Annotated in this window: 13 protein-coding genes; 10 read left to right on the top strand and 3 right to left on the bottom strand. The window is 68.6% G+C overall.

All coding sequences use genetic code 11. From position 1 onward, the window contains the following. Nucleotides 1-6: 6 nt before the first annotated feature. A complete protein-coding gene (locus N1F91_RS02565) occupies nucleotides 7-1,191 on the bottom strand; it encodes a M24 family metallopeptidase (protein WP_289990026.1) in 1,185 nt (394 codons plus the stop codon). A gap of 205 nt (nucleotides 1,192-1,396) precedes the next feature. Here N1F91_RS02565 and ehuB point away from each other — a divergent pair, with 205 nt between their 5' ends. The 10 genes from ehuB to N1F91_RS02515 all read left to right on the top strand — a co-directional run bounded on the left by ehuB (nucleotide 1,397) and on the right by N1F91_RS02515 (nucleotide 11,793). Further along, nucleotides 1,397-2,242 (top strand): ectoine/hydroxyectoine ABC transporter substrate-binding protein EhuB, encoded by an 846-nt coding sequence (gene ehuB, locus N1F91_RS02560; protein WP_289990024.1) that lies wholly within the window; start codon nucleotides 1,397-1,399, stop codon nucleotides 2,240-2,242. A gap of 108 nt (nucleotides 2,243-2,350) precedes the next feature. Next, nucleotides 2,351-3,016: an ectoine/hydroxyectoine ABC transporter permease subunit EhuC gene (gene ehuC, locus N1F91_RS02555; protein ID WP_289990022.1), complete on the top strand. Its 666-nt coding sequence runs from the start codon at nucleotides 2,351-2,353 to the stop codon at nucleotides 3,014-3,016. Between the two features lie 3 nt (nucleotides 3,017-3,019). After that, the gene (gene ehuD, locus N1F91_RS02550) at nucleotides 3,020-3,688 is read left to right on the top strand and encodes an ectoine/hydroxyectoine ABC transporter permease subunit EhuD (RefSeq protein WP_289990020.1); all 669 of its coding nucleotides are present in this window, start codon (nucleotides 3,020-3,022) and stop codon (nucleotides 3,686-3,688) included. Beyond that, nucleotides 3,688-4,509, top strand: coding sequence for an ectoine/hydroxyectoine ABC transporter ATP-binding protein EhuA (gene ehuA, locus N1F91_RS02545; RefSeq protein WP_289990017.1), 822 nt, complete (start codon nucleotides 3,688-3,690; stop codon nucleotides 4,507-4,509). Before ehuD ends, ehuA begins: the two co-directional genes overlap by 1 nt. Then, nucleotides 4,506-5,513 carry a hydroxyectoine utilization dehydratase EutB gene (eutB, locus tag N1F91_RS02540; RefSeq protein WP_289990015.1) on the top strand — a complete coding sequence of 336 codons (1,008 nt, stop codon included), beginning with the start codon at nucleotides 4,506-4,508 and terminating at the stop codon, nucleotides 5,511-5,513. The genes ehuA and eutB overlap by 4 nt, the downstream gene beginning before the upstream one ends. Beyond that, nucleotides 5,503-6,495, top strand: coding sequence for a cyclodeaminase (locus N1F91_RS02535; protein ID WP_289990013.1), 993 nt, complete (start codon nucleotides 5,503-5,505; stop codon nucleotides 6,493-6,495). The genes eutB and N1F91_RS02535 overlap by 11 nt, the downstream gene beginning before the upstream one ends. A 224-nt stretch (nucleotides 6,496-6,719) precedes the next feature. Next, nucleotides 6,720-7,205 (top strand): Lrp/AsnC family transcriptional regulator, encoded by a 486-nt coding sequence (locus tag N1F91_RS02530; protein WP_289990011.1) that lies wholly within the window; start codon nucleotides 6,720-6,722, stop codon nucleotides 7,203-7,205. Between the two features lie 113 nt (nucleotides 7,206-7,318). Then, a complete protein-coding gene (locus tag N1F91_RS02525; RefSeq protein ID WP_289990009.1) occupies nucleotides 7,319-8,803 on the top strand; it encodes an NAD-dependent succinate-semialdehyde dehydrogenase in 1,485 nt (494 codons plus the stop codon). A gap of 55 nt (nucleotides 8,804-8,858) precedes the next feature. Beyond that, nucleotides 8,859-10,229 (top strand): aspartate aminotransferase family protein, encoded by a 1,371-nt coding sequence (locus N1F91_RS02520; RefSeq protein ID WP_289990007.1) that lies wholly within the window; start codon nucleotides 8,859-8,861, stop codon nucleotides 10,227-10,229. Nucleotides 10,230-10,560: 331 nt separating this feature from the next. Beyond that, nucleotides 10,561-11,793, top strand: a complete 1,233-nt coding sequence (locus tag N1F91_RS02515) for an FAD-dependent oxidoreductase (RefSeq protein ID WP_289990006.1) — start codon at nucleotides 10,561-10,563, stop codon at nucleotides 11,791-11,793. Between the two features lie 38 nt (nucleotides 11,794-11,831). Here N1F91_RS02515 and N1F91_RS02510 read toward each other — a convergent pair whose 3' ends face one another. Then, nucleotides 11,832-12,794 carry an NAD(P)-dependent oxidoreductase gene (locus tag N1F91_RS02510; protein WP_289990004.1) on the bottom strand — a complete coding sequence of 321 codons (963 nt, stop codon included), beginning with the start codon at nucleotides 12,792-12,794 and terminating at the stop codon, nucleotides 11,832-11,834. A gap of 57 nt (nucleotides 12,795-12,851) precedes the next feature. Continuing rightward, the gene (locus tag N1F91_RS02505; protein ID WP_289990003.1) at nucleotides 12,852-13,472 is read right to left on the bottom strand and encodes a nucleoside triphosphate hydrolase; all 621 of its coding nucleotides are present in this window, start codon (nucleotides 13,470-13,472) and stop codon (nucleotides 12,852-12,854) included.

Below are 13,472 nucleotides of genomic sequence, written 5' to 3'. Positions count from 1 at the left end.
GGCGGCTCAGTTCTTCACGAACAGCTTGCGGGGGCGGTTGCACAGGCATTCGGCGGCGCCGTTCTCCCGGATGAGGATGCTCTCGGTGATCTCCAGTCCCCAGTCGCTCATCCACAGCCCCGGCATGAAATGGAACGTCATGCCCGCTTCCAGGATGGTGTCGTCTTCGGTCCGGAACGAAATGGTGCGTTCACCCCAGTCCGGCGGATAGGAGATGCCGATCGGATAGCCGCAGCGACCCTCGCGTTCGATGCCGGCCTTCTCCAGCGAGCGGTAGAGCGCATCGGCCACGTCGCCCGCGCGGTTGCCGGGGCGGGCGGCTTCCAGGCCCGCCTCCAGGCCTTCCGCCAGCGCCCTTTCCGCCTCCAGCATGTAGGCAGGCGGCGTACCGAGAAAGACGGTCCGGCAAAAGGGCACGTGGTAGCGGCGATAGCAGCCGGCGATCTCGAAGAATGTCGCCGTGCCTTCCTCGAAGCGGCGGCCGTCCCAGGTCAGGTGCGGCGCCGCCGCATCCGAACCGCTCGGCAGCAAGGGCACGATCGCCGGGTACTCGCCCCAGTCGTCGTCGACGCCACGGATGGCATCGCCGTAGATCTCCGCCACGAGGTCGTTCTTCTTCAGCCCCGGCTCGACGCGCTGCATGATGCCGTCGACGATCTTTTCCGAGATGCGCGCGGCGCGGCGCATGAAGACGATCTCCTCGTCCGACTTCACCGTGCGCTGCCAGTTCACCAGCGCGGTGGCGTCCACCAGCGTCGCATCCGGCAATTCGTCCCGCAGCACGAGATAGGCCTTGGCCGAGAAATAGTAGTTCTCGAGTTCCAGACCGATTCGCCGGCGGCCGTAGCCGTGCTCGCGCAGCAGCGCTGCCAGCGTCTCCATCGGGTGGAGCTTCGGCGACTGGATGTAGTGGTCGGAATAGCTCCTCACCCGCTCGTCGGCCATCCAGACGGTGCGGACGGCCCCGTTGGCGTCCTGGCCGCGGCCCCACCAGATCGGGTCCTGGTCGTGAAAGACGACCACGCCCTGGTGCACGTAGAAGGACCAGCCGTCATAGCCGGTCAGCCAGGCCATGTTGGAGGGATCCTCGATGAAGAGAACGTCGATCTCGCGCGCGGCCATGGCGGCGCGGACTTTCGTCAGGCGGCGTTCATATTCGCCCGCGCTGAAGGGCAACTGACTTGCAGGCATGCGTCCTCCCCGACCGCGCAGTCGCCTGCGTCGGTGGCAATTGCTTCATTGTGTACATCTACTCCATTCGAGGGGCGGTTTGGAAGAGGCTTCCTTACGGTCCGAATGCATTCACCGTTGACAGATCATGCCTATGATATGATGTTGTGCACAACGCCGCCTGACACCCAGTTATCTTTCCATTCCAGAAAAAGGAATAACTGCCATGACACGCGCCCTCCTGAGAACCATGCTCACCGGCATCGCCGCCCTGACCATGGGAGCGTCCCTCGCCAATGCCGGCCCGCTGATGGATCGGATCGAGGCCGGCGAGCCGATCCGCATCGGCTTCGCGAACGAAATTCCCTTCGCCTATCCCGGCGAGGACGGCGGCCCGAAAGGCTTCGTCAACGCACATGCGCTCGGCGTGCTGGAAAAGATGGGCTACACCAACATCGAGCCCGTGCAGACCGAGTGGGGCGGGTTGATCCCGGGCCTCAACGCCGGCCGCTTCGACATCGTCACCGGCGGCATGAACATCCTGGCCAGCCGCTGCGAGAACATCGCCTTCTCCGAGCCGATGGCCAGGATCGGTGACGCTTTCATTGTCGCGCCGGGCAATCCGAAGAAGATCGGCGACTACGAAAGCCTGGTGGCGAACGACGCCGTCATGGTCACGGGCGCCGGCTATTCCAACATCGAGGCCGCCAAGGCCGCCGGCGTGGAGGAAAGCAACATCATGCAGGTGCCCGGGCCGACCGAGATCCTCGCCGCCGTGCGCGCCGGCCGCGCCGATGCCGGCGCCGGCACCTACTTCACCGTCAAGCAGCTGGCTGACAGCTCCGACGGCGCCGTCGAGGTCACCGATCCGGAAGCCATGCCGGAAGACGGCTTCAACTGGGCCGGCATCGGCTTCCGCAAGGACGACCAGGACTTCGTCGACAAGTTCAACGCGGCCCAGGCGGAGTATCTCGGCTCCGAGGAGATGCTGAACGCCGTCGCCGAATATGGCTATGGCGAGGGGTCCCTGCCCGGCGACAGGACGACCGAATGGGTCTGCGCCAACCGCTGATCTGAAAGCGTGGCGGGCCGGGAGAACCGGTCCGCCGCTCTTCGCGGCCGCCCGCCGGGGATGCGAGCCATCCCTGCTGCGGCGCCTTGAGGGGAAAGGCGGAGCCGCATGTCCTATTTCGAGTTCCTCGGCCAATATGGCGACCGGATCCTCAGCGGCACGCTGGTCACCATGCTGCTCACCGTGCTGGCCACGGTGCTCGCCGTCGCGATCGCGCTCGCTGCCGGCCTCATGCGGATGTCGAAGAACGGCCTCGTCAGCGGCACAGCCACCGTCTACATCGAGATATTCCGCGGCACTTCGCTTCTCGTCCAGCTCTACTGGATCTTCTTCGTCCTGCCGCTGTTTGGCATCACGCTGGAAAAGTTCACCGCCGGCTTCGTCGCCGTCGGCATGAACCTCGGCGCCTATGGCGCCGAACTCGTGCGCGGCGCGATCCTGTCGGTACCCAGGGGCCAGTGGGAGGCCGCACTGGCGCTCAACATGTCGCCGGCCAGACGCATGCGACGGGTGATCCTGCCGCAGGCGCTGCTGATCATGCTGCCCTCCTGGGGCAACCTCTTGATCGAGCTCCTGAAGGGCACCGCCCTGGTCGCGCTGATCGCGGTCGCCGACCTGATGTTCCAGGTCAAGCAGATCAACGGCACGACCTTCCTGTCGGCGCAGACCTTCGGCACCGCGCTGATCATCTACTACGTCATCGCCCGCTTCATGATCACGCCCTTCATGCGCTGGCTGGAGCGGTTCATGCAGCGCATGGTCGGGAGGGCCTGAGCCGTGTTCGACTGGCGCTGGGACTTCACCTTCGAGATCCTGCCCCGCCTGATCATGGCGACGGGCAACACGCTGCTCGCCGCCGTGCTGGGCTATGGCATCGCCGTCGTGCTCGGCCTCGTCTTCGCGCTCGCCCAACGCACGCCCTACCGCGCGCTGACCTTCGTCGTGCGCGAGGCGGTCGAGTTCATCCGGTCGACGCCGCTGGTGCTGCAGATCTTCTTCGTCTTCTATGTCGGCCCGCAGTTCGGGCTGCGCCTCTCGCCCTGGACGGCGGGCATGATCGCGATCGGCCTGCACTACGCGTCCTACCTGTCGGAGGTCTATCGCGGCGGCCTGGACAGCGTGCCGAAGGGCCAGTGGGAGGCGGCGACCTCGCTCAACCTCTCGACCAGGCGGACCTATTTCCGCGTCGTCATCCCGCAGGCGCTGCCGCCCTCGCTCGCCGGCATGGGCAACTATCTGGTCGGCATCTTCAAGGACACGCCGATGCTGTCGGTGATCGGCGTCGCCGAGCTGATGCACACCGCAACCGCGATCGGTTCCGAAACCTACCGCTATCTCGAGCCCTACACGCTGGTCGGGCTCATCTTTCTGGCCATCTCGCTGCCCACTGCCGCAGGCATCCGTGTCTTCGAGCGCTGGGTGCGCAGGAAACTGGGATTGAGCTGATGACAGACGAAGACCTCTCCGGTTTCCCTCTCGCGCTCGAGGGACCCGACGTGCCGATGGTGAGCTTCAGGAAGGTCTCCAAGCGCTACGGCGAACTCGTCGTGCTCGACGCGCTCGACCTCGACGTCGCCGAAGGCGAGATGGTCACGATCATCGGCCCCTCCGGCTCCGGCAAGACCACCGTGCTCCGGATGCTGATGACGCTGGAGACGATCAATGACGGCGTCATCTATGTCGACGGCAAGCCGCTCACCCACATGCCGCAGAACGGGCGGCTCGTGCGCGCCAATGCCCGCCACCTGCGCGAGATGCGGTCCAACATCGGCATGTGCTTCCAGCATTTCAACCTGTTCCCGCACATGACCGCGCTGGAGAACTGCATGGAGGGCCCGGTCCACGTGCTCGGGATGCCGAAGAAGGACGCCCGCGAGCGCGCCGAGGAACTGCTCGAGATGGTCGGCATGGCCGACAAGCGCGACCAGCATCCCTCCCGCCTGTCCGGCGGCCAGCAGCAGCGCGTCGCCATCGCGCGTGCGCTCGCCATGCGGCCGAAGGTCATGCTGTTCGACGAGGTCACCTCGGCGCTCGACCCGGAGGTGATCGGCGAGGTCACCAACGTCATCCGCCAGCTGGTCGCCCGGCACAACCTCACCATGCTGATGGTCACGCACCAGATGGGCTTCGCCAAGGACATTTCCGACCGCATCTGCTTCTTCTTCGGCGGCCGCATCGAGGAGCAGGGCACGCCCGACGAGCTGTTCGGCAATCCGCAGAAGGAGCGCACGCAGCAGTTCCTGAGCGCGGTCAAGGAGGCCGCTTGAGCCTCGTCCTCGCCGACATCCTCGCTGCCGCCCGCACCATCCGCGGCGTGGCGGTGCGCACGCCGCTGGTGCCGTCGCCGCATCTCTCCGCGCTCGCCGGCCAGGACTTCCTGCTCAAGCTGGAGACCACCCAGCCGATCGGCGCCTTCAAGCTGCGCGGCGCGGCCAACGCCATCCTCAACCTGCCGGCCAGCGTCGCCGGCGTCACCTGCTGCTCCACCGGCAATCACGGCCGCGGCGTCGCCTATGCCGCCCGGGCGCGCGGGCTGCGGGCGGTCGTCTGCATGTCGAGCCTCGTGCCGCAGGCCAAGGTCGACGGCATCCGCGCAATCGGCGCCGAGGTGCGCATCGTCGGCCGCAGCCAGGACGAGGCGCATGCCGAGAGCCGGCGAATCGCCGCGGAGGACGGGTTCGTGGAAATCTCGCCCTTCGACGACCCGCACGTCATCGCCGGCCAGGGCACGATCGGTCTCGAACTGATGCAGGACCGGCCCGACCTCGACATGGTGCTGGTGCCGCTGTCGGGCGGCGGGCTCGCAGCCGGCGTTGCGCTGGCGGTCAAGACGATCAAGCCGTCGGCGCGCGTCATCGGCGTCTCGATGGACCGCGGCGCGGCCATGGACGCCTCGATCCGCGCCGGTCGCCCCGTCGAGGTCGAGGAGGTGGCGAGCCTCGCCGATTCGCTCGGTGGCGGCATCGGCCTCGACAACCGCCTCTCCTTCCCGCTCTGCCGCGACCTGCTCGACGACGTGGTGCTGGTCACCGAGGCGGAAATCTACCGCGCGCTGCAGACGCTGTTCTACGAGGACCGCATGGTGGCGGAGGGCGCCTGCGTGGTGGGCATCGCCGCTCTTCAAGCCGGCAAACTTCCAGCCATCAAAGGTCCGATCGCCACCATCATCACCGGCCGCAACGTCGACATGGCGGTCTTCCACCGCATCATGGGTGGCCAGGACGTGGCGCTCGGCGACCTGACGCTCGAGGGACGCGCCTATGCCCCATGACGTGACGATCCTGACCGAAACCGACCTGCGCAAGATCGTGGCGCTCGACCTCGAGGCCGTCGACATGGTGGAAAAGGCTTTCGCCGCGCTCGCGGGCGGCGGCGTGGTCATGCCGCCGATCCTGTCGATGGCGATCCCGGAGGCCAATGGCGAGGTCGACGTCAAGACCGCCTACCTGCCGGGCTTCGACGGCTTCGCCATCAAGGTCAGCCCCGGCTTCTTCGACAATCCGAAGATCGGCCTGCCCAGCCTCAACGGGCTGATGATCCTGTTTTCGGCAAAGACCGGCCTGGTGCAGGCGCTGCTCCTCGACAATGGCTACCTGACCGACGTGCGCACTGCCGCCGCCGGCGCGGTGGCGGCACGGCATCTCGCCCCGGCCGACACCCACACGGTCGGCGTCATCGGCACCGGCGTGCAGGCGCGGCTGCAGGTCGCGGCGGCGCTCTTGGTGCGGCCGGTCCGGCGGGTGCTCGTCTGGGGCCGCGACGCCGACAAGGCCGCCGCCTGCGCACTCGACATCGCCGTCCGCCACGGCATCGACGCCGAACCCGTCGCCGATCCGGCGAAGCTGGTGGCGCAGAGCCAGCTCGTCGTCACCACGACACCCGCCGAGGTGCCGGTGCTGAAAGCCGGCTGGCTGCATCCGGGCCTGCACGTCACGGCCATTGGCTCCGACCAGGCCGGCAAGAACGAGATCGACCCCGCGGCGCTCGCCGCCGCCGACCTCTATGTCTGCGACCGCGTCAGCCAGTGCGAGGCGCTCGGCGAGTTGCGCAGCGCGCTCGCCGCCGGCCTCTGGAGCAAGAGCACCCCGCCCGAACTCGGCGCGATCGTCACGGGCGCTTCGCCCGGCCGCACGCGCGACGACCAGGTCACCATCTGCGACCTCACCGGGACCGGCGCCCAGGACACCGCCATCGCCACCTTCGCCGCGCAGCGCGCGCAGGCGGCGGGTGCGGGGTCGGTGATTTCGACCTGAGCCATGCCCAACGCCGCGCTCTGTCGCGCCCCCCACTGGCCTGCCGGCCATCTCCCCCACGAGGGGGGAGATCGGCAGCTTCCGCGCTGCGGCCTCGCGAAAACCCTGACAATCGGGCACGGCGGCGGTGACAGCCGATCTCCCCCCTCGTGGGGGAGATGGCCGGCAGGCCAGTGGGGGGCGCGACAGAGCGCGGGCTTGTCCGGTTGCGCGGGCGCGGCCCCATGCTGAAGCTCGACGACCGCGACCTGAAGATCCTCGCCATCCTGCGCGCCGAAGGCCGCATCTCGAAGGCCGACCTTGCTCGGCGGGTGAACCTGTCGGCCGCACCCTGCTGGGAGCGGCTGCAGCGGCTGGAGAAGGCCGGCATCATCACCGGCTACCATGCCGAGGTGGCGCTGAAGAAGCTCGGGCCGCACATCGTCGTCTTCATGGCGGTCGAACTCGAGCAGCACCGGGCGGAGGATTTCCAGCTCTTCGAGCGCGCGATGGAGCGCCATGACGAGATCGTCGCCTGCTACGCCGTCGGCGGCGGCTTCGACTACATCCTGCAGATCGTCACCCGCGACATCGACAGCTACCAGCGCCTCGTCGACCACCTGCTGGAAGCCCGGCTGGGGCTCGCGCGCTACTTCACCTATGTCGTGACCAAGCCGGTGAAGCAGGCGGCGGCGCTGCCGCTCGAGCTGATCGCTCGTCCGAAGGAATGATCGGCCGGGCGGAGGGGATTCCGAAGGATCGTCGGCGGGCGGGTGCCCGAAGCGACGATCCTTCGGGCAGAGCGGCGCCACACTGGCGGCTCACCATGCAAAGGGAGCCTGCCATGCCCAACCTCGCCTTCCTGCAGAAAGCCGCGCTGACCGATCTCGTCGATCCGCGCCTGTTTCGCGAATATGCCTATGTCGGCGGCGCCTGGACGGCCGGCACGGGCCGCGCCTTCATCGACGTCGTCGATCCCGCCCATGGCACGCGCGTCGGAGCGGTGCCTGCGCTCACCGCGGCGGACACCGATGCCGCCATCGCCACAGCCCACGCCGCCTTCCCGGCCTGGGCAGCACGCCTGCCGCAGGCGCGCGCGGCTTTGCTGCGGCGCTGGTTCGAACTGATCCTCGCCCATCGCGACGACCTCGCCCGGCTGATGGTCAGGGAGCAGGGCAAGCCGCTGTCGGAGGCGCTGGGCGAGATCGACTACGCCGCCTCCTTCGTCGAATTCTACGCCGAGGAGGCGAAGCGGCTGACGGTCGAGGGCATCGCCTCGCACCTGCCGGACGCCGAGATGAGCGTGATCCGCCAGCCTGTCGGCGTCGCCGGCCTCGTCACGCCCTGGAACTTCCCCGCCGCCATGCTGACGCGCAAGGCGGCCGCCGCACTCGCCGCCGGCTGCACCGTCGTCGCGCATCCCTCGTCCGAGACGCCGTTCTCGGCGCTGGCGCTGGCGGAACTCGCCGAACGCGCCGGCCTGCCTGTCGGCGTCTTCAACGTCGTCACCGGCCATGCGCCGGAGGTGGTCGGCGCCCTGACCGCCTCGCCCAAGGTGCGGGCGCTGTCCTTCACCGGCTCGACCGGGGTCGGCCGCCTGCTCTACGGTCAGTCCGCGCATACCATCAAGCGGCTGGTGCTGGAGCTCGGCGGCCACGCCCCCTTCATCGCCTTCGCCGACTGCGACGTCGACCGCGCCGTCGACCGGGCGATCGCGGCCAAGTTCGCCACCTCCGGGCAGGACTGCCTCGCCGCCAACCGCTTCTATGTCGAGCGTCCGCTCTACGCGCGCTTCGTCGAGGCCTTCACCGCGCGCACCGCCGCGCTCACCGTCGGTCCCGGCCTGACCGATCCCGACATCGGGCCGCTGATGAACGACCGCGCGGTCGCCAAGCAGGAGGCGCATGTCGCCGACGCTCTGGCCCGCGGCGCACGGCTCGTCTGCGGCGGCAAGCGCCATGCGGCCGGGCCGCTGTTCTTCGAGCCGACGGTGCTCGCCGACGTGCCCGACGACGCCGCGATCTTTACCGAGGAGACCTTCGGTCCGGTCGCCGCCTTCGCGCCTTTCGATCGCGAGCACGAGGTGCTGGCGAAGGCCAACGCCACCGAAACCGGCCTCGTCGCCTATCTGCACACGTCGGACCCGGCGCGCATCGCCCGGATGAGCCATGCGCTCGAATTCGGCATGGTGGCGGTGAACCGCACCAGGATCACCGGCGCGCCGGTGCCGTTCGGCGGCGTCAAGCAGGCCGGGCTCGGCCGCGAGGGGTCGCGCCACGGCATGGAAGCCTATACCGACGTGAAGTACATCTGCCGCGACGCGGCGTGAGGCTACAGCGCCTCGAACGAAAGGCCCGCAAGGCCGCAACGACAGGAGACCCGCCATGCTGAAGAACGATCTGCTCGACCAGTGGGACCGCCAGCACTTCTTCCACCCCTCGACCCATCTGGCCCAGCATGCGCGCGGCGAGAGCCCCAACCGCATCGTCACCGGCGGCAAGGGCGTCCACATCGAGGACCGCGACGGCAACCGCCTGCTCGACGCCTTCGCCGGGCTGTACTGCGTCAATGTCGGCTACGGCCGGCCCGAGATCGCCGAGGCGATCGCGGCGCAGGCAAAGGAGCTCGCCTACTACCACGCCTATGTCGGCCACGGCACGGAGGCCTCCATTACACTGGCGAAGATGGTGCTGGAGCGCGCGCCGAAGAACATGTCGAAGGTCTATTTCGGCCTCGGCGGCTCCGACGCCAACGAGACCAACGTCAAGCTGGTCTGGTACTACAACAACATCCTTGGCCGGCCGCAGAAAAAGAAGATCGTCTCGCGCTGGCGCGGCTATCACGGCTCGGGTCTCGTCACCGGCTCGCTCACCGGGCTGAAGCCCTTCCACGACAAGTTCGACCTGCCGCTGCCGCAGGTGCTGCACACCGTGGCGCCGGACTATTTCCGCCGCGCCGACCTCGCGATGAGCGAAGCCGATTTCATCGCCCATTGCGTCGCCGAGCTCGAGGCGCTGATTGCGCGCGAGGGCGCCGACACCATCGCCGCCTTCATCGGCGAGCCGATCCTCGGCACCGGCGGCATCGTGCCGCCGCCGGCGGGCTATTGGGCGGCGATTCAGCCCGTGCTGAAGAAGCACGACATCCTGCTCATCGCCGACGAGGTGGTGACCGGCTTCGGCCGTCTCGGCACGATGTTCGGGTCGGACCACTACCGCATCGAACCCGATATCATCACCATCGCCAAGGGCCTGACCTCGGCCTACGCGCCGCTGTCGGGCTCGATCTTCTCGGAGAAGGTCTGGGACGTGCTCGAGCGCGGCACCGACGAGAACGGCCCGATCGGCCATGGCTGGACCTATTCGGCGCATCCGATCGGGGCTGCGGCCGGCGTCGCCAACCTGAAGCTGATCGATTCGCTCGGCCTGGTGAAGAACGCCGGCGAGACCGGCGCCTACCTCAACGCGCAGATGAAGGCATCACTCGGCGACCACGCCCATGTCGGCGACGTGCGCGGCGAGGGCATGCTCTGCGCCGTCGAGTTCGTCGAGGACCGGGAGACGCGCCGCTTCTTCGACCCGTCGCGTAAGATCGGCCCCGCGGTCGCGGCGGCGTTGCTCAAGCGCGGTGTCATCGGCCGCGCCATGCCGCAAGGCGACATCCTGGGCTTCGCCCCGCCCCTCTGCCTGACCCGCGCCGAGGCCGACGAGGTGGTGGGCAAGGCGGCGGAAGCCGTCGCCGAGGTGCTCGGCTGACGGAACGAGCGCCCGTCCTCTCTACCCGGAACGGGGGTAGAGGTGGCGCCGCGGAGCGGCGACGGAGAGGGGGCAGCGACGGCTGAAACGAGCGCACGACCGGGCGGCCTCCGCCTGGTCGCCGGACCAGCGGTGCCGATCCGCTCGGCCACCGACGCCTCAGCCTTGACCAGCGGTCGCGAAAGCGCCAATCCCTGACCCATGAAACCGGTGGAGCCGGCGGTGTGGACGGGGACCGATCAATGAGCCTGATGCCGATGGCAAGATCCGGGTCGAATGCAGGCGGCGCGCCCAGCCGTGTCCGGCCCAACTTCATCCGGGAGATCCGTCCATGACCCCGAAGCGCGTCGTCATCGCCGGAGCCGGCCAGGGCGGCTTCCAGGTCGCCGCCAGCCTGCGCCAGGACGGGTTCGACGGCGAGGTCCTGCTCGTCGGCGACGAGCCGGGCCTGCCCTACCAGCGGCCGCCGCTGTCGAAGGAGTACATCAAGACCGGCAATGCCGACCGGCTTCTGTTCCGCAACGCCGACTTCTTCGAAAAGAACGCCATCCGCTATCTCGACGGCCGCCGCCTGGCCGCGATCCATCGCGCGGACGCGACCGTCGAGCTCGACGACGGCCAGGTCCACGGCTTCGACCATCTCGTGCTGGCCCTCGGCGCGCGCAACCGGCGCCTGCCGATCGCCGGCATGGAGCTCGAGGGCGTGATGCAGCTGCGAACGCTCGCCGACGCCGAACGCATCCGCACCGCCATCGCACCCGGCCTGTCGCTCGTTGTCATCGGCGGTGGCTTCATCGGGCTGGAGATCGCAGCGACCGCGGCCGCGGCCGGCGCAAAGGTGACCGTGCTCGAAGCCACCGACCGGCTGATGTCGCGCGTCGTCTCGCCGGCCATCTCGGCGCATTTCCTCGCCATGCACCGCGCATCGGGGGTCGATATCCGTCTCGGCACCATGGCCCGTGGGATCAGGGACAACGGCCGCGGCCGGGCGGCGGCGGTCGAGATCGAGGGCGGTGCGGTCGATGCCGACCTCGTGCTCGTGTCGGCCGGCATCGTGCCGAACGTCGAGATCGCCGAGGCCGCGGGGCTCTACGTGCAGGATGGCATCCGGGTGAACGACCTGATGGAGACCTCGGCCGCCGAGATCTCGGCCATCGGCGATTGCGCCTCGTTCCCGTTCGGCCATGACGGCACGCTGATCCGGCTCGAATCGGTGCAGAACGCGATCGACCAGGCCAAATGCGTCGTGCAGCGGCTGCTCGGCCGGCCGGAGCCCTACGACAAGGTGCCGTGGTTCTGGAGCGACCAGGCAGCCTTCAAGCTGCAGATCGCCGGGCTGACGGCGGGCGCCGACCACCAGGTCGCCCGGCCTTCCGACGACGGCGCGAAGCTGACGGTGCACTGCTTCCGCCACGGCGCGCTTATCGGCGTCGAGACCGTCAACGCGCCGGGCGACCACATGATGGCCCGCAAGCTGCTCGCGCTCGCCACGCCCCCGACGCTGGAGACGGTCGAAGCCGCCGGCTACGACCTCAAGGCGGTGTTCGCGGCCGTCTCTGCTTGAGGCGACGCCCGACGGCAGGAGCCGGTTAGCCGGCTAACTCACCCCTGCCGCCCGGGCGGCACCACCTCGTAGCCCGGCTCTTCCGGCTCGTCGTCGACCAGTTCCTGCGGGAATCCCGGCGCCAGGATCGACAGGCCGGTCGCCTCCTCGAGCCGGCGGATGATGTCGTCGGAATTGGCGCGCTGGCCATAGCGGCGCTGGCCGTCGCGGAAGATGTCGATCATCAGCGGCGAGATTTCCAGCGGCACGCCGCTGCGTTCGGCGATGGTCTGGAACAGGCCGATGTCCTTCATCACGAGGTCCATCGAGAAGTCGACGTCGCGCGAGCCGGACAGGATCAGCTGGCTCTCGGTCTCGTGCACGAAGGAGGTGCCCGACGAGATCTTGATCGCCTCGTAGGTGGTCGCGAGGTCCATGCCGGCGGCCTTCATGGTCACCAGCGCCTCGCAGAGCGTGAGCAGGTTGGCTGTGGCGAGATAGTTGGTCATCACCTTCAGCGTCGAGGCGGTGCCGATCGGCCCGGTGTGCAGCACGCGGCGGCCGAGCACCCTCAGCACTGGCAGCACGCGCTCGAAGACGGCACGGTCGCAGCCGGCGAAGATCGAGATGTTGCCGGTCGCGGCGCGATGCACGCCGCCGGAGACCGGGCAGTCGACCGCAAAGGCGCCGAGCGCCTCCACCCTGGCCGCCAGCCGCGTGATCTCGGCCGCGTCCGTCGTCGACATCTCCGACCAGATCTTGCCCGCGCTCAGGCCGGCGAGTATGCCGTCCTCGCCCTCGACCACCGCCGCGGAGGCGGCCGGCGACGGCAGGCAGGTGATGACCATGTCGCAGCTCTGCGCCATCGCGCGCGGGCTGTCGCCCCACGCAGCACCCGCAGCCAGGAACCGTTCGCCCGCCTTGCGGTCGAGGTCGCGCACGGTCAGGTCGAAGCCGTTGCGCAGCAGCGAGCCCGCAAGCTTTCCGCCGACATTGCCGAGGCCGATGAAGCCCAGTTTCATGTGTTTTTCCCCGCCTGTTTGCAGCTCTGGTACGATGGCCCCGGGCACCCCGGAGCCCTATAGGTCCCCTCCCCATTCCACATCGGCGGGGCGGCGGCGCGCCAGAACGCGACGCGCATTTGGGATATCGTTGGAAAATGCGCGCGCGATCGCATCCTCGGGCGAATGTCCGTGCTGCCGCCAGCGCTCGACAAGGCGACGCTCCAGCTCGGGTTCGGCGACGTCGAGGAACACCGCGAAGTCGAAGAGCGGCGCGAGACCGTTCCATGGCGCCTCGTCGGACAGGAGGTAGTTGCCCTCCACCAGCACGAAGCGGACGTCGCGCGGCACGATGGCCGCGCCTGCCCGCGCGAGATCGGCCGCGCGATCGAACAGCGGCACGGCGACGTCCTCGTCGCCGGCACGGACGCGCTGCAGAGCCGCGGTCAGTCCGGCGACATCGAAGGTCTCCGGTGCGCCCTTGCGCGGCAGCAGGCCGCGCCGGTCGAGGACGGCGTTGTCGTAGTGGAATCCGTCCATCGGCACGATGGCGGCAGTTCCCTCCGGGAAGAGCGGCAGCAGCTTTTCGGCCAGCGTCGACTTGCCCGCTCCAGGCGGGCCGGCGATCGCGACGATGAAGCGGCTTCGGCCCGCAGCCTTGCGGAACATGGTCGCCACGAGATGCGCGAGTTCGGACAT

It is taken from the genome of Aquibium sp. ELW1220, from assembly GCF_030398385.1.
Lineage (GTDB): Bacteria > Pseudomonadota > Alphaproteobacteria > Rhizobiales > Rhizobiaceae > Aquibium.
Note: the sequence above shows the minus strand (reverse complement) of the source record. Positions and strands in the feature narration are given on the sequence as shown.

Excerpts from the sequence above, each read along its gene's own strand:
- ehuC (WP_289990022.1), top strand. The coding sequence starts at position 2,351 with ATGTCCTATTTCGAGTTCCTCGGCCAATATGGCGACCGGATCCTCAGC.
- N1F91_RS02530 (WP_289990011.1), top strand. The coding sequence starts at position 6,720 with ATGCTGAAGCTCGACGACCGCGACCTGAAGATCCTCGCCATCCTGCGC.
- N1F91_RS02535 (WP_289990013.1), top strand. The coding sequence starts at position 5,503 with ATGCCCCATGACGTGACGATCCTGACCGAAACCGACCTGCGCAAGATC.
- N1F91_RS02515 (WP_289990006.1), top strand. The coding sequence starts at position 10,561 with ATGACCCCGAAGCGCGTCGTCATCGCCGGAGCCGGCCAGGGCGGCTTC.
- N1F91_RS02520 (WP_289990007.1), top strand. The coding sequence starts at position 8,859 with ATGCTGAAGAACGATCTGCTCGACCAGTGGGACCGCCAGCACTTCTTC.
- N1F91_RS02525 (WP_289990009.1), top strand. The coding sequence starts at position 7,319 with ATGCCCAACCTCGCCTTCCTGCAGAAAGCCGCGCTGACCGATCTCGTC.
- ehuB (WP_289990024.1), top strand. The coding sequence starts at position 1,397 with ATGACACGCGCCCTCCTGAGAACCATGCTCACCGGCATCGCCGCCCTG.
- ehuA (WP_289990017.1), top strand. The coding sequence starts at position 3,688 with ATGACAGACGAAGACCTCTCCGGTTTCCCTCTCGCGCTCGAGGGACCC.
- N1F91_RS02505 (WP_289990003.1), bottom strand. The coding sequence starts at position 13,472 with ATGTCCGAACTCGCGCATCTCGTGGCGACCATGTTCCGCAAGGCTGCG.
- N1F91_RS02565 (WP_289990026.1), bottom strand. The coding sequence starts at position 1,191 with ATGCCTGCAAGTCAGTTGCCCTTCAGCGCGGGCGAATATGAACGCCGC.
- N1F91_RS02510 (WP_289990004.1), bottom strand. The coding sequence starts at position 12,794 with ATGAAACTGGGCTTCATCGGCCTCGGCAATGTCGGCGGAAAGCTTGCG.